21 protein-coding genes and 2 pseudogenes are annotated in these 21,109 nt (G+C 35.2%); 6 read left to right on the forward strand and 17 right to left on the reverse strand.

Annotation, left to right across the window (positions count from 1 at the left end):
• Nucleotides 1-61: 61 nt before the first annotated feature.
• The 3 genes from C6H17_RS07600 to C6H17_RS07610 form a co-directional block, all read right to left on the reverse strand.
• A complete protein-coding gene (locus C6H17_RS07600) occupies nucleotides 62-409 on the reverse strand; it encodes a hypothetical protein (protein WP_005217250.1) in 348 nt (115 codons plus the stop codon).
• A gap of 14 nt (nucleotides 410-423) precedes the next feature.
• A complete protein-coding gene (locus C6H17_RS07605; protein ID WP_005217248.1) occupies nucleotides 424-1,104 on the reverse strand; it encodes a F0F1 ATP synthase subunit A in 681 nt (226 codons plus the stop codon).
• Between the two features lie 312 nt (nucleotides 1,105-1,416).
• Complete coding sequence (locus C6H17_RS07610) at nucleotides 1,417-2,247, reverse strand: DUF5718 family protein (RefSeq protein WP_005217245.1); 831 nt, start codon at nucleotides 2,245-2,247, stop codon at nucleotides 1,417-1,419.
• Between the two features lie 298 nt (nucleotides 2,248-2,545).
• Here C6H17_RS07610 and C6H17_RS07615 point away from each other — a divergent pair, with 298 nt between their 5' ends.
• From C6H17_RS07615 to C6H17_RS07630, 4 genes are all read left to right on the forward strand, one after another.
• On the forward strand, nucleotides 2,546-3,793 hold the full coding sequence (locus tag C6H17_RS07615; RefSeq protein WP_005217243.1) for a hypothetical protein: 1,248 nt from the start codon (nucleotides 2,546-2,548) through the stop codon (nucleotides 3,791-3,793).
• Between the two features lie 30 nt (nucleotides 3,794-3,823).
• The gene (locus tag C6H17_RS07620; protein WP_005217242.1) at nucleotides 3,824-4,585 is read left to right on the forward strand and encodes a lysophospholipid acyltransferase family protein; all 762 of its coding nucleotides are present in this window, start codon (nucleotides 3,824-3,826) and stop codon (nucleotides 4,583-4,585) included.
• A gap of 165 nt (nucleotides 4,586-4,750) precedes the next feature.
• Nucleotides 4,751-6,784, forward strand: a complete 2,034-nt coding sequence (locus tag C6H17_RS07625; RefSeq protein ID WP_005217241.1) for an ATP-dependent helicase — start codon at nucleotides 4,751-4,753, stop codon at nucleotides 6,782-6,784.
• Nucleotides 6,785-7,121: 337 nt separating this feature from the next.
• The gene (locus C6H17_RS07630; RefSeq protein WP_005217240.1) at nucleotides 7,122-8,141 is read left to right on the forward strand and encodes a YeiH family protein; all 1,020 of its coding nucleotides are present in this window, start codon (nucleotides 7,122-7,124) and stop codon (nucleotides 8,139-8,141) included.
• Between the two features lie 281 nt (nucleotides 8,142-8,422).
• Here C6H17_RS07630 and C6H17_RS07635 read toward each other — a convergent pair whose 3' ends face one another.
• The 4 genes from C6H17_RS07635 to fliW form a co-directional block, all read right to left on the reverse strand.
• A complete protein-coding gene (locus C6H17_RS07635) occupies nucleotides 8,423-9,379 on the reverse strand; it encodes an NAD(P)-binding domain-containing protein (protein ID WP_005217239.1) in 957 nt (318 codons plus the stop codon).
• Complete coding sequence (ccoS, locus tag C6H17_RS07640) at nucleotides 9,366-9,569, reverse strand: cbb3-type cytochrome oxidase assembly protein CcoS (protein WP_020995526.1); 204 nt, start codon at nucleotides 9,567-9,569, stop codon at nucleotides 9,366-9,368. The genes C6H17_RS07635 and ccoS overlap by 14 nt, the downstream gene beginning before the upstream one ends.
• 242 nt (nucleotides 9,570-9,811) lie before the next feature.
• Nucleotides 9,812-11,008, reverse strand: coding sequence for an HD domain-containing protein (locus C6H17_RS07645; RefSeq protein ID WP_005217236.1), 1,197 nt, complete (start codon nucleotides 11,006-11,008; stop codon nucleotides 9,812-9,814).
• A gap of 9 nt (nucleotides 11,009-11,017) precedes the next feature.
• Nucleotides 11,018-11,827 carry a flagellar assembly protein FliW gene (gene fliW, locus C6H17_RS07650; protein WP_020995525.1) on the reverse strand — a complete coding sequence of 270 codons (810 nt, stop codon included), beginning with the start codon at nucleotides 11,825-11,827 and terminating at the stop codon, nucleotides 11,018-11,020.
• 252 nt (nucleotides 11,828-12,079) lie between these two features.
• Here fliW and C6H17_RS12195 point away from each other — a divergent pair, with 252 nt between their 5' ends.
• Nucleotides 12,080-12,220 carry a hypothetical protein gene (locus C6H17_RS12195; RefSeq protein ID WP_155243499.1) on the forward strand — a complete coding sequence of 47 codons (141 nt, stop codon included), beginning with the start codon at nucleotides 12,080-12,082 and terminating at the stop codon, nucleotides 12,218-12,220.
• 43 nt (nucleotides 12,221-12,263) lie between these two features.
• On the opposite strand, the gene C6H17_RS07655 is transcribed toward C6H17_RS12195, so the two are convergent.
• The 7 genes and pseudogenes from C6H17_RS07655 to C6H17_RS07680 all read right to left on the reverse strand — a co-directional run bounded on the left by C6H17_RS07655 (nucleotide 12,264) and on the right by C6H17_RS07680 (nucleotide 18,076).
• Entirely contained in the window at nucleotides 12,264-12,503 is a 240-nt protein-coding gene (locus C6H17_RS07655) for a cell division topological specificity factor MinE (protein ID WP_004088578.1), read from the reverse strand.
• 9 nt (nucleotides 12,504-12,512) lie between these two features.
• Complete coding sequence (gene minD, locus C6H17_RS07660) at nucleotides 12,513-13,334, reverse strand: septum site-determining protein MinD (protein ID WP_004088580.1); 822 nt, start codon at nucleotides 13,332-13,334, stop codon at nucleotides 12,513-12,515.
• Nucleotides 13,335-13,542: 208 nt separating this feature from the next.
• A complete protein-coding gene (locus C6H17_RS07665) occupies nucleotides 13,543-14,046 on the reverse strand; it encodes a hypothetical protein (RefSeq protein WP_005217231.1) in 504 nt (167 codons plus the stop codon).
• A gap of 64 nt (nucleotides 14,047-14,110) precedes the next feature.
• Nucleotides 14,111-14,911 (reverse strand): annotated as a pseudogene (locus tag C6H17_RS13445) (sodium:solute symporter family transporter); the annotation flags it as partial.
• A 321-nt stretch (nucleotides 14,912-15,232) separates the two neighbouring features.
• Nucleotides 15,233-15,919, reverse strand: a pseudogene (locus C6H17_RS13450) (sodium:solute symporter family transporter); the annotation flags it as partial.
• A 257-nt stretch (nucleotides 15,920-16,176) separates the two neighbouring features.
• Nucleotides 16,177-16,863, reverse strand: a complete 687-nt coding sequence (locus tag C6H17_RS07675) for a methionine ABC transporter permease (protein ID WP_051053870.1) — start codon at nucleotides 16,861-16,863, stop codon at nucleotides 16,177-16,179.
• A 169-nt stretch (nucleotides 16,864-17,032) separates the two neighbouring features.
• Complete coding sequence (locus C6H17_RS07680) at nucleotides 17,033-18,076, reverse strand: methionine ABC transporter ATP-binding protein (RefSeq protein ID WP_005217223.1); 1,044 nt, start codon at nucleotides 18,074-18,076, stop codon at nucleotides 17,033-17,035.
• Between the two features lie 300 nt (nucleotides 18,077-18,376).
• On the opposite strand from C6H17_RS07680, the gene C6H17_RS07685 reads away from it, so the two are divergent.
• On the forward strand, nucleotides 18,377-19,087 hold the full coding sequence (locus C6H17_RS07685; RefSeq protein ID WP_005217221.1) for an outer membrane beta-barrel protein: 711 nt from the start codon (nucleotides 18,377-18,379) through the stop codon (nucleotides 19,085-19,087).
• Nucleotides 19,088-19,237: 150 nt separating this feature from the next.
• On the opposite strand, the gene C6H17_RS07690 is transcribed toward C6H17_RS07685, so the two are convergent.
• The 3 genes from C6H17_RS07690 to murI are packed head-to-tail and all read right to left on the reverse strand — an operon-like array spanning nucleotide 19,238 to nucleotide 21,095.
• On the reverse strand, nucleotides 19,238-20,098 hold the full coding sequence (locus C6H17_RS07690) for a hypothetical protein (RefSeq protein ID WP_104731391.1): 861 nt from the start codon (nucleotides 20,096-20,098) through the stop codon (nucleotides 19,238-19,240).
• A 27-nt stretch (nucleotides 20,099-20,125) separates the two neighbouring features.
• A complete protein-coding gene (locus C6H17_RS07695) occupies nucleotides 20,126-20,329 on the reverse strand; it encodes a hypothetical protein (RefSeq protein WP_104731392.1) in 204 nt (67 codons plus the stop codon).
• Nucleotides 20,319-21,095, reverse strand: a complete 777-nt coding sequence (gene murI, locus C6H17_RS07700) for a glutamate racemase (protein ID WP_005217217.1) — start codon at nucleotides 21,093-21,095, stop codon at nucleotides 20,319-20,321. The genes C6H17_RS07695 and murI overlap by 11 nt, the downstream gene beginning before the upstream one ends.
• Nucleotides 21,096-21,109: the final 14 nt, after the last annotated feature.

A 21,109-nucleotide genomic window follows, 5' to 3' on the forward strand; every position in this document is an offset into this window, starting at 1 on the left:
CTTGCTATATAACTAAAAAATGCTTACTTCACATAACCACACACAATGAGACTCTATATACCTATTTTTCCACATCTTGCGTATATGTTGCTTGTGTGGTTTGCAAAAGCCCATCTTGCGAAATGCTATCTTGTGGGATTCTATTTTGCAAATATTGCTCTTGTAAATCTTGTGTTTCTAAAGCTATGCGTAACATTTCATCAGCAATCTTTATACGCATAATACAACAACGCACAATAGCGGCAAGGAAAATAAAAAAAGCAAAAACACATACAGCAAATAATATTGCTGGAAACAAATCAGGTGTAATAAGAAAGGTAAGAGTTGCCCCAAAAAGTGCTACACCAAAGAGAAAACCATAACAAAACTCCATCGCCGCTAAAAAGCGTCTCATTTCGGTTTTATACATTGTCTTTGTAGCTTTTAATGCTCATCATCCAATAAAACAGCACTTGCCAAATATACATAAGTGAGAATCATAAATACAAATGCCTGCAATACAGCCATAAACATAAGGATTCCAAATGGTAAAAGTGGCACGACCCAAGGGACGAGTTGCAACATTACAAGTAAAAACATATCATCACCGCGTATATTCCCAAATAAACGGAATGATAGCGAGATAATACGAGAACAATGTGAGATAATCTCAACAGGGAAAAGCAATGGTGAAAGTAGCTTTATAGGACCTGCAAAATGTCCAAAATATTTACCAAAACCATTTGCCCTAATGCCCTCAAAGTGGTAGTAAAAAAACACTATTAGCGCTAAAACTAAAGTAAAGCTAATGCTTGCGGTAGGTGCTTCAAATCCCGGAATCATACCTATAATATTACAATAAAACACTAAAATGCCTATCGTCCCAGCTAAAGGAAAATATTTGCGTGCCAACTTCTCACCTAAAGAATCCTTACCAATGTAAAGCATACCGCCGATAATCCACTCATAAAAGTTCTGCATACCTGTCGGCACAGCTTGTAGCTTTCGCACGGCAAACATGCTAATGCCAATAGTTATAGCCGCACATAAAATAGTGTAAAAGATTGTAATAAACGCATGGTCGGTGCTGATTAACCCCGCAAATGTAAAGAGTCTTTCTTCCATGTCTATCCTTTTTTATAAAAACAATAAGCTGGATTCTATCTAAAAAACACTTAAGAATAGCTAAAAACTGCATAACAAGTGATGGCAAAATATTTCGCGTTAAAGCGATTTACTACAATGCCAAATATTTACCCCCACAACACAATAAGTTCCAAAATTAAAAGTTGAGCTTAACCCACCGCTACCGAAAGAAACGACTCAAACACAACCGCAACGGAAAATATAAAGGGCTTTTAGGCAGTAGATTCCAAAAAATCGGCAATATGTTCCATTATGTAACGCAACTCTTAAGTAACCCTAAACTGAGTTATATCAATCCACACTACGCACGACTTCTTGACGCACGATTGAAGCATCTTTAAGGCTTAATACGCCTTGCTCTATCAAGTCTTTAATTTTTTCATTACTATATTTATTATGATTGTAGGTAACTACACATACCTCATCGCCTTCTTGCAAAAATCTAGTCTCAGCAAACTCTGTATAGCTTGTCGCACCAATAGCTATAAGTATTTTTGATGGATAATCAGCCCTTTTAATAATCTCGTCAAGATTCTCTAAAACAGCATGGTCCTCTTGCGTATTGAGTTTTTTTACTATCCAATCAATCAGTTTTTGATAAAAGTAACTATAATTTGTTAGTTTTGCATTATCGCCATATTGATGGGCTTTACCATCACAGATTAAAAACGAAGTTAAGGAATAATCATCACAAATCCCACCTTTTTCAAATTTATCAATAGGAAGCCTTAAACCACAACCCTTTGAAGCGGCTGAAAAATTCTTTTTTTGACTAATCTTTGTAGCATTGCTATCATTTCGTATTGAAGTATCATCAAATGCCATGAAAAACTTTGGGATAAGCGTCTTTACCTTTCCTTGCTCATATACCACCTCACATTCAAGCCCTATTTCTGGCTCTGCTTGTGCGCGTAATCCTGTATCTTTTGGTAACAAAATCTTTTTATTATCAATGCAGTAACGCCCTAAAAATGTATTATCCTTTGGAATGTAGAATGGAAATATGCCCTTTGGTGCGCCCTCTTCATCACTTACAACATGCACGAAATCACTCGCCTCGCCCGCTTGCTCTAAATGGTTTGCAAAATTACCTGCGATACCAAATCCTAAATACTCTTTCATTGCCCTGCTCCTTACTCTAAACAAAAATAAATACTAAATTGAAGTAAAATGCAATACATAAACACATATAAGGTAATAACACCTATGCCTTATACAAGCACAAAGTATAGTCTGTAATTTATGCAAAATTGTAAAAATTCTACATATAAATTTATCTTTTTAAAATAAGTGTATATTGTGGTAACATTTTACATCATATAAAAAGCAGATATAAAAACAAATGTTTTTGGGCTTTAATGCTAACAATATGCTATAATGCGGGATTTTACAAATACACAACACATAAAGGACACAACAAATGCTATCACGCTTTTATGCGATATTAGATTCTATATTTACAAAAACTACATTTTTCAACTATCTAAAGGGCATTATGCTATGCTTTGTGCTATTGTGTATGAATCCACTTTTTGCGATAGATGAGATTCCAAGCGATATCGCTAATAGTGTTTTAAATAATGATGAAAATGATGAAGCCATAACTTCAACAGATAATACAGAACAAGCAAAGATTCTAAATATCACAACGCTAACAGATATAGATAACCTAAGAGAGCAAACCCTATATGTAGGGCAATACATAAGCATTACTTATCGCCTTGTGCTACTAGATGAAGCACGCATTGTTTATACAGAATTTAACCCATCGCTTGAAGCACAAGATAAAAGTGCTAAATCCCAAAGTGTGCAACTCATAAAAGAAAGCGAATGGCAAAAAGAAGGCGATTACTACACCGCGACATATACCTTTAAGATTATAAAGCCAAAGGTAGTTATCCCCTCACTTGTAGTGCATGTGCAAAATAACTATTTGCAAGATTCTATGCAAACAGATTCTATAGATCTTCAAGCACAAGCCCTAAATAAGACGCAAGGATATAGCGGCGTTGTGGCAAATAGCTTAAAAATCATTGACTATACGCTTGAGAGCTATGATGATAATAACAATATGATACTGATTGAATTGGAAGGAAATGGGAGTAATTTAGAAGATTTTAGATTGCCAAATATTAAGGACCAAGAGTTTGGTCAAGGCACAAAATTTAGCGATGAAATTGCACGGGTTAATGTGCTTGCTGGGATTCCAAAAGAGCTAGATTCTATTGAGTTTAGCTACTTTGATATTAATAAGCATGAGTTTATACCACTAAGCATTAAAAATGCGATTAATATAGAATCTTTTGATGATGAGATAAAAGAAGATCTTAATCCAAAAAGCTCATTTCTAAAAATTACAAACATACTACTCTTTATCATACTTGGAATCTTTTTATTAATCACGCTTATAAAGCGTTCATATTTTGCTGCCATTATCTCATGTTTATTGCTTGGCTTTATTGTGTATAGAATCTTTTCAAACACTTATAGCATTAAAACACTGCCAAATGCACGAGTGCTGATACAGCCAACGCATAATTCAACAGAGCTATTTGTCATCACAAATCCAACAAAGCTTGAAGCAATAGATAAAAAGAATGACTATTATAAGGTAAATATTGATTCTAAAGTGGGTTGGATTAGCCGTAATGACACAAATAAGCGTTAGATTCTAGAAATTCATATAGAAAGGATAGATATGGAAAAATTAAGAGGTTATTTTGCCACTTTCACTATAGCACTTGGGCTTGCATGTATTATTGTTGGGATTTATTTGTTGAAAAAAAGAGAGAATGGGAGATTAGCACGAAGATATTGTCAATACTTTTTCCCTGCAAATGGGCTAAAAATGGAGAAAGTAGGGGACTATGACTTAGATGCACAACTTATTGTAGTCAATCATCAAAGCGCATCAGATATTATATGCCTTGAGGGAGATCACCCTTTAAATATTTGCTGGGTAGCAAAAAAGCAATTGGGCGAACTTCCATATTATGGCTATGCTTTGAAACTACCTGAAATGATACTTATTGATAGAGAAGATAAAAAGGGGATTATCCAGCTTTTAAAGGAAGCAAAAGATAGACTTAGTCAAAAACGCCCTATTGTTATTTTCCCTGAAGGCACAAGGGGACCGGGAAAAAGGGCGTTTCTACCCTTTAAACCGGGAGCTAAAATCCTAGCTGAAAAGCTTAATCTAAGGGTGCAACCAATCGTATTTGTAAATACTAGAAAGGTATATGATAGCAATCCAATTAGTGTAAAATCAAATGTCGCACGAGTGGTATGTATGCCTGCATTTACCCCGGATTTTAATACGAATTGGTATGAAAAGCTTGAAAAAGATATGTTTGAAACTTATTGCAAACACTATGATGAGCTAAATCCAAATGAAGCGATAAACGATTCCACAAGCCCATCTCATATAGAATCTTTGGCGACTACCACAGATAAAGCGTAAGACAACTAAAATTTAACTTATCAAGGATCAAAAACCCCACAACAAACCGCTATCATTCCTATCATTTAATTTAATTATTGCCTAGTTTATCATTTTATTCAAGTATTATTTTAATGCTAAAAAGTATTTGAGAAATAAAAATTATACAATCAACAAAGGCGTATTATGAAATTAAATGAAGAGCAATACAAAGCATGTAATGCCCCCTTAGGGCATAATCTTGTAATAGCAAGTGCTGGGACAGGCAAAACCTCAACGATTGTAGGACGCATTGCAACCTTAATTGAGCGGAGCATTAAACCTCATGAGATTTTACTGCTTACTTTTACAAATAAAGCTTCACATGAAATGATTGAGCGAGTGGGAAAGATATTTGATAAAACATTAGCAAATAAGATTGAAGCAGGGACATTTCATAGTGTCGCTTATCGCTATCTAAAAGAGCATAAAAAAATCACACTGAAGCAGCCACGAGAGCTAAAGATTCTATTTAAAAGCATTTATGATAGACGGCAGTTTAAGTTTGATAAAGCACCCTATTCCTATCAATATCTCTATGATTCCTACTCGCTTTATAAAAACAGCACAATAGATCAAAGCTATGGAGAATGGCTAAGCAATAAAAACGCAGAACAGATGGATTTTATAGACATTTATGAAGATATTTTTGATGAGTTTCAGAATCTAAAGGCAGAGTATGCTTATGCGGATTATAACGACTTATTGCTTTTATATAGAGAAGAGTTAGTGCGATTAAAAGAGAATGGCGAGATACCCTATATTGAAGTACTATGTGATGAATATCAGGATACTAATCCCTTGCAAGATTCTATCATTCGTGCGATTTCACCACAAAGCCTTTTTTGTGTGGGGGATTATGACCAAAGCATTTATGCGTTTAATGGGGCAGATATTAGCATTATTACAAACTTTGTGGAGAATTATCCAAATGCAAATGTGTTTTCTTTGAGTAAAAATTATCGCTCAGGCAAACATATCTTAGACCTTGCAAATAAAGTCATCTCACATAATCCTAGAATCTATCCAAAAAGCCTTGAGGTGATAAAAAGCGGCGTAGCACACCTGCCCTCTGTGCTTGTGTATGAAGATATGTTTTCACAATATAGTGGTATTGCAAAGCGGATAAAAGAGATACATGAAAGAGAGGGGCTGCCCTATAATGATTTTGCTATTATTTATCGTAATAATGTCAGTGCCGATGGTTTGCAAGCAGCATTAAGAGCGCTTCATATTGGTAGCAAGAGAAAGGGGAGTGGGAGCTTTTTTGATTCTAAAGAGATTGAGTTTTTACTATGTTTATGCAGTGTGCTTACAAATGAGCGGGATATGATGAGCTATATTCATATATTAAGCCATGCAAAAGGTATTGGGAATAGCATTGCAAAAGATATTTTTGAAGCCTTAATCATTCTAGGGCATGGGAATTGTAAAAAGGGTTTATTAACACCAGATAGAACAAAAGAGTGCTATCCAAAAAAGGCTATAAATAGCGGTTTGGGGCTATTTGATGACTTTTTTCGCCATGAGGAATGCTCTAGATTCAATAACCTTTTACACAAAGATTTTCACTCACACCCGCTTTTCTCACATCCTAAAATTGAACGAGAAGCAGCCTCGTTTTTTAATGATTTTTTTACTGCTTATAAGGAAAATAATGCTATTTTCACGCCAAGGTCTCTATTACAAAATCTAATAGAAACACCACTTTATAAAAATTATACAGAATCTCTACTCAAAGATCGCTCAAAAACTAAAGATGGAAAACAAGATGACACACTCTATGAAGATTCTAAAAAAAGGCTATTATCGCGTCTTAATATCCTGTGTAATATCAGTGAAAACTACTCAAATATTCAGTCATTCTTAAATGCAATGGTGCTTGGTGGTAGTGATATAAATGAGGAAGATGGGGTAAATCTTTTAAGCGTGCATGCGAGTAAAGGATTGGAGTTTTCATGTGTATTTGTGGTGGATTTAATGGATGGTAGATTCCCAAACCATAAGCTTGCAGCAAGAGGTGGAAGCATTGAAGAAGAAAGACGGCTTTTTTATGTAGCTTTAACTAGGGCAAAAGAGTATCTCTATCTCTCTTATGCAAAGCAAGATAGCAAAACTTCATATAAGCCATCAGCTTTTTTATTTGAAGGGGGGTTATTAAACAAGCAAGATTTTGCATGAATGCGGTGTTGCTATTTTACTGCGATAACTAGAAGAATTCTCATAATATATTCATTTGTATTGAATAAACAAACACTTTTTAGAATCTTATAATCCAGATTCCATGTTGTAGGGCGTAAATGTGGATAATCTGAGTTAGATAGAATGTAGATATATGTATTTTGTCTTACTTAGAATCTAAAATGCATATTTCGTAACTCTATGTAAAATTATCTTGTAAAAATATTTTGTATTGTATCTTTGGTTATGCTAGTCTTATACAATAACGCTTGCAAAGGCTATCACTATGACTTAGATTTGTTGTAAATAGCCCGTATTCTAGGTTGAAAGGAACTTTATGCAAGTAAACATTGCAAAAAATTACATTTTAGGCGTCGTGGCAGTAGCCTTGCTTGCTTTCTTAAGCATTACTATTGTTAGAATCCCCTCCATTGCCGCCCTTTCTCTTTCACCACTTATTATTGGAATCTTGCTTGGGGTTTTACTCTCATTTGTTTATCACAAAAAACAAGATTCTATTGGGCTTGGCGTAACTTTTAGTGCAAAAAAGATACTTCGATTTGGAATTATCCTGTATGGCTTTAATGTCTCAATAGCAGAGATTGGAGAAGTAGGCTTTATCGGCATTGCAGCGTGTGTGTTTGTCGTGGTTTGTATCATGGGGCTTGGTGTGTGGATTGGCATAAAGTGGCTGAAGCTTGATAGAGATATTGCGATTTTAGTTAGTGGTGGTAGTGCGATTTGTGGGGCAGCGGCAATCCTTGCTTTAGAATCTTCTTTGAAATCAGAAGCCTATAAGGGCGTTATCGCCGTTGGCACTGTGGTAATCTTTGGTTTAATCGCGATGTTTGCCTATCCCATTTTGTATGCAAGCGGCATTATCCCATTCACACACACGCAAGAGGGGCTATACATCGGCTTAACCCTGCATGAAGTCGCAAATGTCGTTGGTGCTGGTGGGGCTATCAGTGATGAATGCGCAAACTTCGCCCTTATCACAAAAATGATACGCGTAATATTGCTTATACCCCTGCTTTTAATTGTCCCTATGCTATGCAGTAAAACTCAAGATGGTGGTGGTAAGAAGCTACATATCCCATGGTTTGCGTTTGGATTTTTGGGTGTGGTTATCTTGCATTCTTATGTGGATTTTTCGGATAATATTGTTATGGCGTGTAAGTTTGTATCGGCATTTTGTCTCACTATGGCTATGAGTGCTTTGGGTTTGCAGATTGATTTTAAGAAGTTTAAATCCGCTGGTGGTGGGGCATTCATGCTTGCTTTTATACTATTTATTCTGCTTTGTATTGGCGGCTTTTTTCTTGTGTATGGGCTAACAAAACTTGGGTATTTTTAGATTCCAAATTTTTATGTTTGCATTGTTGGACTCTATATTTTAAAATGTTTGTTGGGATAATAGACAAGTTTCCCAATCAATACACAAAAACCTATCGTATTACTTTGGTTATGGGAATGATGGGGATACAAGAAAACTTTGAAAACTTTACATAAAAATGAAAAAATGTAAATTTTGTAAAGGCTGTTGATGAGTTAAGAGATTGGCATAATCATCGGTAGTTTAGCAGCAGAAAAATATCTACCCTTTATCCTCTCATCTAACACATATTATTATTTCTACTATTTTTGTAATCTTTTCGAAATCTCTGTTGCAATGGTATAAGCATCATTCATAGCTAGGGCAATAGAGCCGCCATTTTTGAAGAGAATATCACCGACTACAAAGAGATTAGCAATATTGCTTTCTTTGACTTCATTGCATTGTGCTACGCCATTAGAATCAAGCTCTATACCGCATTTCTTTAGAAAATCCACAGGCACAACGCCACCAATAGCATACACAATCCTATCAAAAATACCCGTGCTATTATCACTAAAAGTTACTTCTAGCCTAGAATCTTTATCGCTAACTGCAATAATATCAATGCCAAACTTTGATATTAAGCCATTTTGCAAACTCTTTTCAAGCTCTCTTGCATTCTCATCATTAATGCGATTAAATTCCTTACGGCGATAGTTTAGCGTTGTTTTTGTCATCGCATTTAGGGCAATGGCGTATTCAACCGCCGAGTTACCACCGCCAACGACTAAGATCTCTTCACCTGCCACACAATCATTGACATTGAAGTTAATCTTTTTACGCAAACTTGTAGGCAGTGGATAGCTCGGCTTATTTGGCTTACCCATTTTTCCGATACCAATAATCACATGCTTTGCGTGAAATTCCACATTATTTGTAGTCCTTACGATAAATATAGAATCTTTTTTGCTGACATTATCGACTTCGTGTTGCAGTTTTATCTCAACGCTATTTTCATCTAAAAGTTTTGAAAAAAGATCTAGTGTGCTTTCCTTATTACCATCGCTAAAGGGTATATGCCCAGCAAGTGTTACCACCTGCCCCTTATAATCCTTATCAACCCGCTTTCCATCTTTGTAATACTCGCGTATCATCGCAGAAATATTATCTGTTTTCTCAAGCAACACAATATTTTCAATACCCATCTTTTTACACTCAATCGCACTTGCGATACCACCGGGTCCAGCCCCAACTATTACAACATCATAAATTTTCATGTTTTTTATCCTTTTTATCTTGTTTTGCCATGTTATTTAGGTCGCTAACATTATCAAAAAGCACACCACGCATCATTTTTTCTTTATCATCAAACTGCCCACTTCTTAGCCCCCATAAAAAAGCAATTAAGCCTAAAAATCCCATACATAGTGATACGCCAAGCATCAGCATGACAACCCAACTACTCATAGAATCTCCCTTTTGTAAAACAATGTGAAGCACGATTATAACGAACATTTTTTAAGAAAATTATAATCATTATGTTTTTATATACCAAATGGTAACTATATGCAATAAAATATGTTTCTTTTAAACTCACTTGTAAAATTATAGAATCTCAATAACACTAGATTCTGACCTAAAGATATGACTACGCAAGTCCTTTATATTTTTATTATCATAAATTTTTGATACACGCTTCTAAACCACTTTTACATAAAATCCTGCACAATAAGCCCAATATTTACACCCAGAATCTCTTTTTGCAGTAAATCTCCATATAATGCTTTTGCTCCATTGACTAAATCAGGGCTACTTACACCATGTGCGATAGAAATTCTTGCTTCAAGAAAGGCGGTTAATTTATCGCAAAATTTTAGCAATTCTCCGCATACAGGCATGTATTTATCGTGATTAAATTGAATCAATAGCTGATTTATATCACTAGCAAATACCACTTTATTATGTTCTTTATAGCGATTTGCAAACTCATCTTCAGTCCAATAGATAAGGTCATTGCGGATAAAATGCGGGAGTTTGCTTAGAATCTTTGCCTCCATTTCTTCTTTTTCAATACCTTTAATAAAAGAGTCAAGCCCTTTTACAGACCGCTTTATCGGCGAGATAATATCCCTTGTCAAAACTTCAGGCAAATCATGGAAAAGCCCACCAAAAAAGTGATTTATCTGCATTTTCTCACATACATTAAGATTCACACTCAAAAGATACGCACAGATTGCCACCATTAGCATGTGTCCTAAGACTGAAGTCTGCGGGATACGCGGTGTTTGACTCCATCTCTTTTGGAATCTAAGCTCTGCAAACATGCCAACAAGCTCTTTTATATCTTGATAGAGATAGAGATTTTTCATACCGACTAAATCATAAAAGCCCTCTGTTTGGGAATCTATAATTGCCTTAATATTCTCAATATCATAGAGTTTTGGATTAAAATGATAGATAATATCAAACTCCCATTTAGACGCATAAAAATGCGCTGCTTGTAAAATCTTTGTCTCTAAATCATCATTTTTTTCAGCAAGATAACTCTGCATTGAGTGAAAAAAGTCAAAACCCTGCAATTCATTTGCAAGGCTTTGTGCTACAAATGCTGCTAACTCTTTGCCATGCGCACTCTTTAGCTTATGAAATACAGGTGGTTTAATATCTGTTAGCACAATGCGTTCAAAAAACTCAAATAAAAATTGTCGTATTAGCTTTGTGTAATTAATACTTCTGCCTTCATTTTCTTCATACTTTGCAAAGATATAGGCAAGGATTACCTTATGTGCTTGTTTATCTAGCTCTACAAAGTCAAGCGGCACGGCTTTATCATTCCACCTTCTAATAGATGCACTTGTAAAAATTCTCTCTAAAAGCTTTTTATTTAAATGTGAAGTCTGCTGCATAAAAATCCTTTATAGAAAATCCCTTAATTTCTGCTTATTAAAATCCGGATAATCCATAATTGATAATGGAATCTGTGCGGCAAACTTTGTCTCTGTATTAAATATAATAGGAAAAAGATAGTTGATTTCTGAAGATTCTAAAGGGCTATTTAAATCAAGCGGACAATACACAAGCAACTTGCTTTTTTTTGTGATATGTAAAATAAGCGTTAAATACTCTGGTATCATAAAGGAATAATCGCGTAATTTATAAGGATTCACAAGGGCTAATACCATAGGCTCACTCTCTTTTGCTTTTTCTTTTGTTTGTGTTGTCTCTCTATCTTGTTTTATCTGCATGGGTGCGATGAGATTTTTTAGGCTATCTAAATTTGAGTTTAGAGCTAGTTTATCTTCTAGTAAGCAATTTTTTTGCTCTCGCAAGGCAGCTGCATTAAAGAAATCATCATTATGCTGTGTTGTATTATTATGCTTTGCTTTTAGATGCTTTGATAGTATTTGTGTGTTTTGCTTTTGTGTGTGTAAAATAGCGTCATTAATATCTTTTTGTGTGGTTTGCACATTTGCTTTTTGATTGTATTTTTTTATGGCTTCATCATCTGCATAGTTCATTGATAAACTTTTTTTGCTTAAAAGATTCAATCCTTTCACATGAGAAGCAAATAGCCCTTGATTTTGCTCACCGCTTGTATTAGTCTGTGGATAAAGCATTTTTGCAAACACAGAATCTATTTTCTCTAAGATGACTTCATGATTATCTTGACAAATCACTCTGTGTGCGTTATTGATATTTGATTTTAAAAGATATTTGTTCTTCATATAAGTTCCATATATGCGTTTTATCAACATGCAGTAAAGCAAAATGTGTGCCTTATGTGTAAAGTTTCCGTGTTTCTTGTGGTCTAAAAATATTGCTTTAACAAGTTGTATTAAATCTAAGTGATGAGCGTATTGAGTGAAAGATAGGGTAAAAAATACCAAAACCTCTAAAATAGATAAATTACCACAGGGCATTGCAATTGCACTTTTCCTGCGTTTTTTTATTTCATCTTTATGTCAATGGGACAAAAATTGAAACTTATGATAAAGATAAAATTCCTAGAAATAATAATGAGTGGCAATACAAATAGAGTCATAATCACGCAAACAAACGACAAGATAGCACAATTTGATCAAACAAAATATGCACTTTGCATAAGCTATGGCTATTAAGATGTTGCATCATCTCATGAAAATTTTACCACGAAGATTCTTATTACTCCGTTTTTCCAATGTAAATTTTAACATCAAGGGTATTATCCCTATGTGCTGTTGCATTGACTACGATATGTGGTGTTTTGGCATATTGTTTCATGAGGTTTGCAATATCTTTTTTGAGATTATCAAGATAGGTAATCTGCAAACCTCTTTCATTCATTAACACATTATTTAGTCTATTTTTTGCAAGTGTGGCGGTGCCACTACTTTCACTTTTGTTTCTAAAAAGAAATAACATAATAGCCCCCTAAAAACCAAAAAATTTCTTTAAATTACTGATAAAACCATTTGATTGCTTAAAGGTCTCAAATGGCACTTCTTCCCCTAAGATTCTACGCGAGATTCTCTCATAGGCTAAACCACTCTCTGTTTTTGAAAAAATAGTCGGCTCACCGCTATTTGTAGCCCCAATCACTTTTTCATCTTCTGGCACGATACCAATCAAAGGCAAGGCTAAGATCTGCAAAACATCATCGCATGATAGCATGTCTTGTTTTGCGACTAATTCTGGTCGCAAACGATTTACAATAATATGTTTTTCTAGCTCACTGCCTTGCTTTGCCTTATCACTTTTAGAATCTATGATTCCAACAACACGATCGCTATCTCTTACTGAGCTAACTTCAGGTGTTACCACAATGATCGCCCTATCAGCCCAAAATATCGTATGCTCAAAACCACTCTCAATACCTGCAGGGCTATCAAGCAAAATATAATCAAACTCTAGTTTCAGCTTCTCAAGCAACTCTTTGACCTTATCTTTATCAAGTATTGTTTTATCTTTTGTTTGGCTTGCGGGTAGAAAGTAGAGATTTTTTGCCCTTTTGTGATTGACTATGGCTTGAGAAAGATTGCATTTATTCTCCATCACATCGATCACATCATAGACAATGCGGCGTTCAAGTCCAAGTATCATGTCAAGATTCCGCAAGCCAATATCAAAATCTACTGCAATGACTTTTTTACCACTCTCACTTAAACCAACACCGATATTTGCAGTAGCAGTAGATTTGCCAACACCACCTTTACCTGAAGTGATAGCGATAACAATGCCTTGCTTGTTTCCCATTTATGCCCTTTCGTCTTGCTGTGTATTATTGAAAAATGTATTCTAACCAAACTTTTAAGACTTTATATAAATTACTATGAAACTTTGAAAAATATTGTAACTTGACAAGTGCTCAAAATATGTTAGCTTATAGCTTGTGTTATAGAATCTTTTTGGAATGTATAATGACTAGATTCTACATAATTTGGGTTAATCTCTTTATATTGTTTTAGAATCTATTATTTGGGTTTGATAGGATAGCATTTCTAGAGCTTTCTAATAATGCGTCTTCTTCGTTTGATTTTATCTCTTGTGTTTTGGTTTCATCAAAATCTTGCATTGCATTTGATTGCCCAAAGATATTTAACTCTAGCACATTCATCGCATTCATAAATACGCATATATCACGCACAGCACTATTATTTACCGGGATAGTAATCTGTATAATACTTGCAAAAGGGATAACAACAAGGCTTGGAAAGTTATCTTTACCAAAACCTGCTTCAAATGACATATCATCTTGCCATATTTCAATGCTTTCAAAGGTAAAACCTGCAAGTATAAAATCTATAATAGGGTGAAACTGACTTGAAATCTCTTCGGGTAATTCCGGGTCAAACTGCACTCTATGCCGACTACATTGCACAGAAAAGTGGATATTTTGACTGATAAGTAGTTGTATAATTTCTCTTGCATGTTTTGCAAGCATGGGTTTTAAATCTTTATTTTGCATTGACTTCCTTTATTTGCAATAGCCTAAGATTATACAAAAAATATGCTAAGAACGATACTTAAGCTTAAATATTCCCTGCTTTCATTTCTACCATCATTTTATCAAATGCTTCTTTAGTCCCCGGTCTCACAGGCTGCATTAAACTCACAAGAATGATAGCAATACTCGCACATACAAAGCCCGGCACAATCTCATAAATAGGAAAATATGTGTAAAAGAAGTTATTATGCAATACCACGACTACCGCACCAGTTATCATACCAGCAATAGCACCCATTCTAGTCATTCGCCGCCAAAATAGAGAAAATAGCACAACACTACCAAAACTCGCACCAAATCCAGCCCAGGCATACGCCACAATGCTAAGAATGCTAGAATCTTTATTTGTAGAGATGAAAAACGCAACAAATGACACGACTAAAACACTTGCTCTACTAAAAAACATAACCTGCTTTGGTGTCGCATCAGTCTTTAGAATCTTTTTGTAAAAATCTTCTGCCACAGTTGAAGCAGATACTAAAAGCTGACTACTCGCTGTGCTCATAATCGCAGCAAGCAAGGCAGAAAGTAAGATTCCAGTAACCCATGGATTAAAAAGCGTTTGGGACATAATGATAAATATCTTTTCAGGATCGCTAAAGCTTATATCAAACTTTGTAGCATAAGCTAAGCCCAACATACCCACAAAACACGCACCAATAAGGCTTATAATCATCCATGACATACCTATGATAGTCGCTGTTGGAATGTCCTTTGTAGAGCGGATAGACATGAAACGCACAATAATATGTGGCTGTCCAAAATAGCCAAGCCCCCAAGCAATAGCAGATATTACACTAAGCAGCGTAACCCCTTGAAAAAAAGAAAAGTGTGCTTTTTCTTCCATAGAGGCAGTAATAGCAGAATCTATGCTAGAAAGCAAGGATTGAATCTTTTTATCAACATCTTTTGGTGGATTTGAGAGAGTTGCATTGATTTCACTAGCTTCATTTGCAAGTGTGCTAAAGTCTTTAGAGTTATTGCTGATTTCGCTTAGAGTATTTAAAGATTCTATAAGCATGGGTAGATTCTGCTTGATAGTATCAATATCTTTATTGGTTTGTGCTTGTTTGATTTCATCTAAAATTGTATTGACATCGGTATCAAGGTATTGCTGTGTCTTTAATACTTTTTCATTATGGACTTCATCACTTTTTTGTATATAGCTTTTTGCCTCACTTAAGCCACCGATTTGATTTAGCATAACAATAGGCACTACAATTAAGGCTAACATCATAAGCACACCTTGCAAAAGATCAGTCCAGCAAACCGCCAAATATCCACCAAAAAAAGTATAAATAACGATAATTCCAGCACCAATCATAAGTGATATTTGATAATCAATATGGAAAGTTTGCTCAAAAAGTTTTGCCCCAGCAATAAGCCCAGATGAGATATAAAACACAAAAAACACAAGGATAACAATCGCTGAAATAAGTCGCAAAATATGCTTATCATCAGAGAATCTTGTCTCAAAATAATCCGGGATAGTGATTGAATTATCAATGACTTCTGTATAGATTCTAAGTCTTTTTGCCACAAAAAGCCAGTTTAAAAACATGCCAATGCTAAGCCCAATGGCAATCCATGCGTTTAAAAGCCCTGCAACATACAATGCCCCGGGCAGACCCATAAGTAGCCAACTACTCATATCAGACGCCCCAGCAGATAAGGCACTCACCGCTGGACCCATACTTCTTCCACCAAGGAAAAATTCTTCAGGATTTTTTGTCTTTCGCCAAAAATATAATCCAATACCTATCATTACCACAGCATATAAGCCAAAAGTAGCAAAAATAGGGAAGCCTAGACTTTGCACTTCAAGTGTATTCATAATATCTCCTATATAAAGTTAATTTTCATGGCATTAAGACTTCATAATAGTATAAGTTGTTAAATCTGTTTCTATTTGTCTTCGAAAAAAGTGGATTAAATACAATAAGTAACATTTATACAGAATCTAAAGTGAATGTATAACGCAGAAACATGATTAAAAATATGAATAAAATCTTTCTTATGGAGTCCTTGAGTGGTTAGAAACTCTATATAACCAAATGAAGTTATATAAAATACATATTAAGACTAAACACATTATTTTTGCGTTCTACCACATATCCTATATACAAAATGCACGATAGGCGTTAAGATTCCATATTGATGAGTGCGTAAAATGCGTGAGAGATAATCGCCTATGCTTTGCACACATTGCACCATGATAATTAGCACAATCACGCAGGAATACAATACATCAAGTCTAGAATCATAAAAGCCATACTTAATAGCCAAGTCGCCTAAACCACCACCACCAACGCTACCAGCCATAGCAGAAAAGCCGATAATCGCAATAATTGCGATTGTAGCAGCATTAATGAGTGAAGGAAGAGATTCTGCTATCATCATAAAGATTACTTCTAGCTTACTCGCTCCCATGCTTAAAGTCGCCTCTATTATGCCATGATTGACTTCCTCTAATGCCCCCTCAAAAAGTCTCGCTACAAATGGTATAGCAGCAATAGATAAGGCAAAAGAAGCCGCATCAGGTCCTATACTAGTCCCAATTAGCATTTTTGAGATAGGCAGCAAGGCAACGATTAGCACAATAAAAGGAAACGATCGTATAGTATTTACTATCATGCCTAGAATCTTATTAAAAGTTGGCGCACTTAAAAGAGAGTTTTTTTTGGTAATAGTAAGAATCACACCTAAAGGAAGCCCAAATAAGATTGTAAAAAAGCTTGATAAAAACACCATATATAATGTCTCAAATGTGCCTTCCATAAGTAAATCTATCACATCAAATATTCTTGCCGCAGTATCTTCATCACTAAAAAGTAGATAGCAAAGCACTTGTAGTGATGAGCTGACTTCATCATCACTTAAGGCTTGTGGTAGTTGAAAAAAGTTTAGAATCCATGGTTGTGCTTCTTGCATAGTAATCCCTTATATTTTAGTCTTTTATTATAGAATCTTGTATATCTTTAGCCTTACTCTTAACTAAATCCTGCAAAGATTCTATAATTAAGCCCTTACTTCTTAGATACTCAATCGCTCTCTCTCTTGCTTGTAGGTCATCACCAAAATCAACGATTAAATGCCCCACTTCAGCCGTTGCAAGTGCTTCAATATTACCTGCTAAAATATTTACATTTACATTAAATTTTCTAATAATTTCAGCAATTAAAGGCTCGTGGATATATTCGCCAACAAATGAGATTTTATACGCATTCTTATGTGATTTTTGCAAGATTTCTTCTTGTGATAATGCAGGGAGAAAAGAGATTAATTCTTTTGTTACTTCATGCTTTGGATTTGCAAAGATTTGTTCGACTTGCCCTTCTTCTACAATCACGCCATTACTCATCACACACATGCTATTACAAATTGATCGCACCACTTCTATTTGGTGCGTAATCATAACAATGGTTAATCCAAGCTTCCTTTGTATATCCTGTAAAAGTTGCAGAATGGATTGTGTAGTTTTAGTATCAAGTGCGCTTGTAGCCTCATCGCATAATAGAATCTTTGGGTGATTTGCTAATGCCCTTGCTATCGCTATCCTTTGCTTCTGTCCGCCACTTAGCTGATTTGGATAAAAGTCTGCTTTATCTTCTAAGCCCACTAACTCTAAAAGCTCACTCACACGCGATCTAATATCAGTCTTTTTCCACTTCGCTATCTCTAAGGCAAAGGCTACATTGCCAAATACATTTCTAGAATCTAAAAGATTAAAATGCTGAAAAATCATGCCTATTTTTTGCCTTGCTTTTTGCAGACTAGATTCTTTTAGCGTTAAGATATTTGTCCCATCGATTATTACTTCGCCTGTGCTTGGTGTCTCTAGCTTATTTATAAGACGCACGAGTGTGGATTTCCCCGCACCAGAATAGCCGATAATCCCCATAATATCCCCCTTTTTTACTTGAAGATTTAAGGGTTTAATCGCTTGGAATCCATTCGCATAAGTCTTTGTAATATCTTTTAGTATAATCACTTTGTGCCTTAATCGCTCTAATCTATTTTTATAGGGTCTTAAATACAATAAATAAAAGCTGGAATAATAGCATATTTTTATAAATACGATATGTAATTATTGTTTTTTATCTCGTTTTAGCTAAAATTTATTTTACTATTAAAAATGATAATGAGTAGAATTTGTAGAAATTTGGAATCTTTACTACAATATGTTGTGTAATAAAACTATATAAAAATTGTCATTAATATGTTATTTATTATGATATGGTAGAATCACCGCCGTATTTTCATTAACATTTTTAACATTTGGGAGAGTGATATGAAGGTTTGTGATACAAAACCACTTGTAAGTGTAAATACCTTGAAAAAGCTTCTTGCTTCATTGAGTATATGTGCGTGTTTATCAATGCTAACCTATGCAGATGAAAGCAATGATTCTACTGATACTAACGGAGAAAATCAAAATAAAATTGTGCTAGGGATCTTTGGTGGTGGTAGTCTTATGCAAATGTCATCAGAATATTACAACACAACTCGCCCCTATGATGATTTACCCGGCGATCATGATAAAAGCTTGTTTGGGGCAAGCTATGGAGCAAAAGTTGGCTATGATATGTATTTTCTCACTCGTCATGGTGTAAGAATCTATATTGATTATATGAACTCATACTTTAATAGCAATGAAAGGACACTTGGTTCATATAACATGCACACAATTGGACTTAATGCGGATTATCGCTTTGTTATCACAGGGGGACTAAGTGCGTTTGCTGGGGCAGGACTAGCTCATAATATTATTCATACTCAACACCTTGGCAATATGAATGCCTTTGGTGGTAGCATTAATGCTGGGGTGGCTTATGCCTTATCCTTTCTTGAGTTTGAATTTAGAATCCGCTATTTAATCTATGATATACCAGAGAAAAGCTCAAACTATCTACCAAACATTATGGGACAACAAACGAAATATCATACGGTAGAATTAAACAGCCCCTTTAGCTTTCATTTAGGGGTGAATTTTAGATTCTAACCCACTTCAATCCATAGCACAAAAAGCAAACTAAGAATTGCTTAAAGCTTAAAGAGATTTTATGTTTATAGAATCTCTTTAAGCTTTAGTCTTTCATGCTTTTTAAATTCTAAAAACCATACATACTTGCAATGCGGCGATTCTATTTATCTATATATAACGCAATAAATTTTCCCATACAATATCATCATAAGCAACCTTAATGCTTTGTGTATGTGCAGCTTTGTAAATAGACAACACTTCATCTGTATTATCTTGCTGGGCTAGTCCTTTGTGTGTGATTAATGGGGGTAAAATGCGTGTTTGGGCTTTGCTATTATGCCTTGCACAAATAAGCACAAGGGTAGAATCCTTTTCCATGCGAGGATATACAAAACGCAAAGATTCAACTCCAAAACCAAAAGCCCTTAAAGATTCTAAAACCTCTGGAAGCATAGCAGGAGCATAACAAAAGATAAATTTAGCGTGTGGTTTTAACACTCTTTTTGCGAGTTTTAACATTGTAGAAAGCGGTAAAAAGTGGCTTTGTGTGGCTTGTGCTTTAAAGGGATTGTTTGATTGCAAAGTCTGTGTGTGATAAAAGGGTGGATTACTTATAATAAGATCAAAATAAGGCAGTGAAGTGATATCTGCATATTGTGGTGCTACATGTTTTGTGTCTTCATTATGGTGGCTTACTTGACTTTGAGTGGGATTTAGATTATTCTTATTTTGAGTTATTGTTGAAAAATCTCTTTTAGATTCCATATTTGATGTTTTATTTCGTTCAACATGACAAGCTTTAGAATCCTTAATCTTAGAACATAAAAGCGGTGTTTCTAAAGATAAAGAATCTAACGATAAAACTTCTTTAAACTGAGTTTCTACTAGCATAGATTCTGACTTTTTATTATTGTAAAGCATATTTTCATGCAGTTCTTTTAATAGATCTTTAGATTGGATAAGCATATTGCAATCAGCATGGATAACGATAGAATCTATATGATTTATCTGTGCATTTTTAGCATTCATAAGTGCATATTCTCTTTGCTTCTCAATTTAATACAGCGTTATAGCTTTTGATCTCGTACAAAGCAGCCCGATTATACCGCTGCCACTCCCAAGCTCAAGCACTTTTGCCCTAGATTTTATGTGTGGCAGTATAAAATCCCATAAAAACAAACTATCGCTATTATAGCAATAGCCCTCTGCTATTTGATAGATTTTTAATCGCCTTTTCATTGCTACTTGATTATCTCTCATTCATTATATATGTGCCTTCTTTAAGCCATAGTTTTGCAGTGCTTTTTAGCCTTGCTACATTATCACTTGCAAAAAAGTCAATGAGATTTTTTGAGTTTTTCTCTATTTTGAAATGCTCTCTTACATAACATGCGATCGCCTCACCAGAGTGGATAAACTTCACATCACTGCCAAAATATTTTTGCATGGGCAGCAATAAAAGTGGAAAATGCGTGCAACCTAGTATCACCACATCAGGCTTTAAAGTCGGTGGGAAATAATGTCTTAATACAGAATCTACAACCTCACCGCTAAATACATGCTCTTCAACTAAGCTTACAAAAAGATTTGTCGCAAGGCTTGTGATATTTGTGTAGCCTAGATTCCGCAGACTTTTCGCGTAATTATCTGATTTTATCGTGGCTTCTGTGGCTATTACAAGTATGTGCTTATCCTTTGCTATGTGCTGCTGCGTGAGTGCGGCAATGCCAGATTCTATAACGCCTATAATGGGGATTTTAGAGCATTCCTGCATCGCATGCAGGGCATGGGCTGAAGCGGTATTACACGCCACCACAAGTAAATCAAGCCCAAAATTTGAAAAAAACTCCAAAGCCTCCAGCGAAAAGCGGCGGATAGTCTCTGTATCCTTATTACCATAAGGCACACGCGCCGTATCGCCATAATATACGATGTGATTAAAGCCAACTTCTTCAATGAGACTTTTTAGCACGGTTAGCCCCCCCGCACCACTATCAAAAATGCCGATATTATTAATTGTTTGCATATATTACCTATTAT

This window comes from Helicobacter rappini, from assembly GCF_900198625.1.
In the GTDB taxonomy this organism is placed as follows: Bacteria; Campylobacterota; Campylobacteria; order Campylobacterales; family Helicobacteraceae; genus Helicobacter_A; species Helicobacter_A rappini.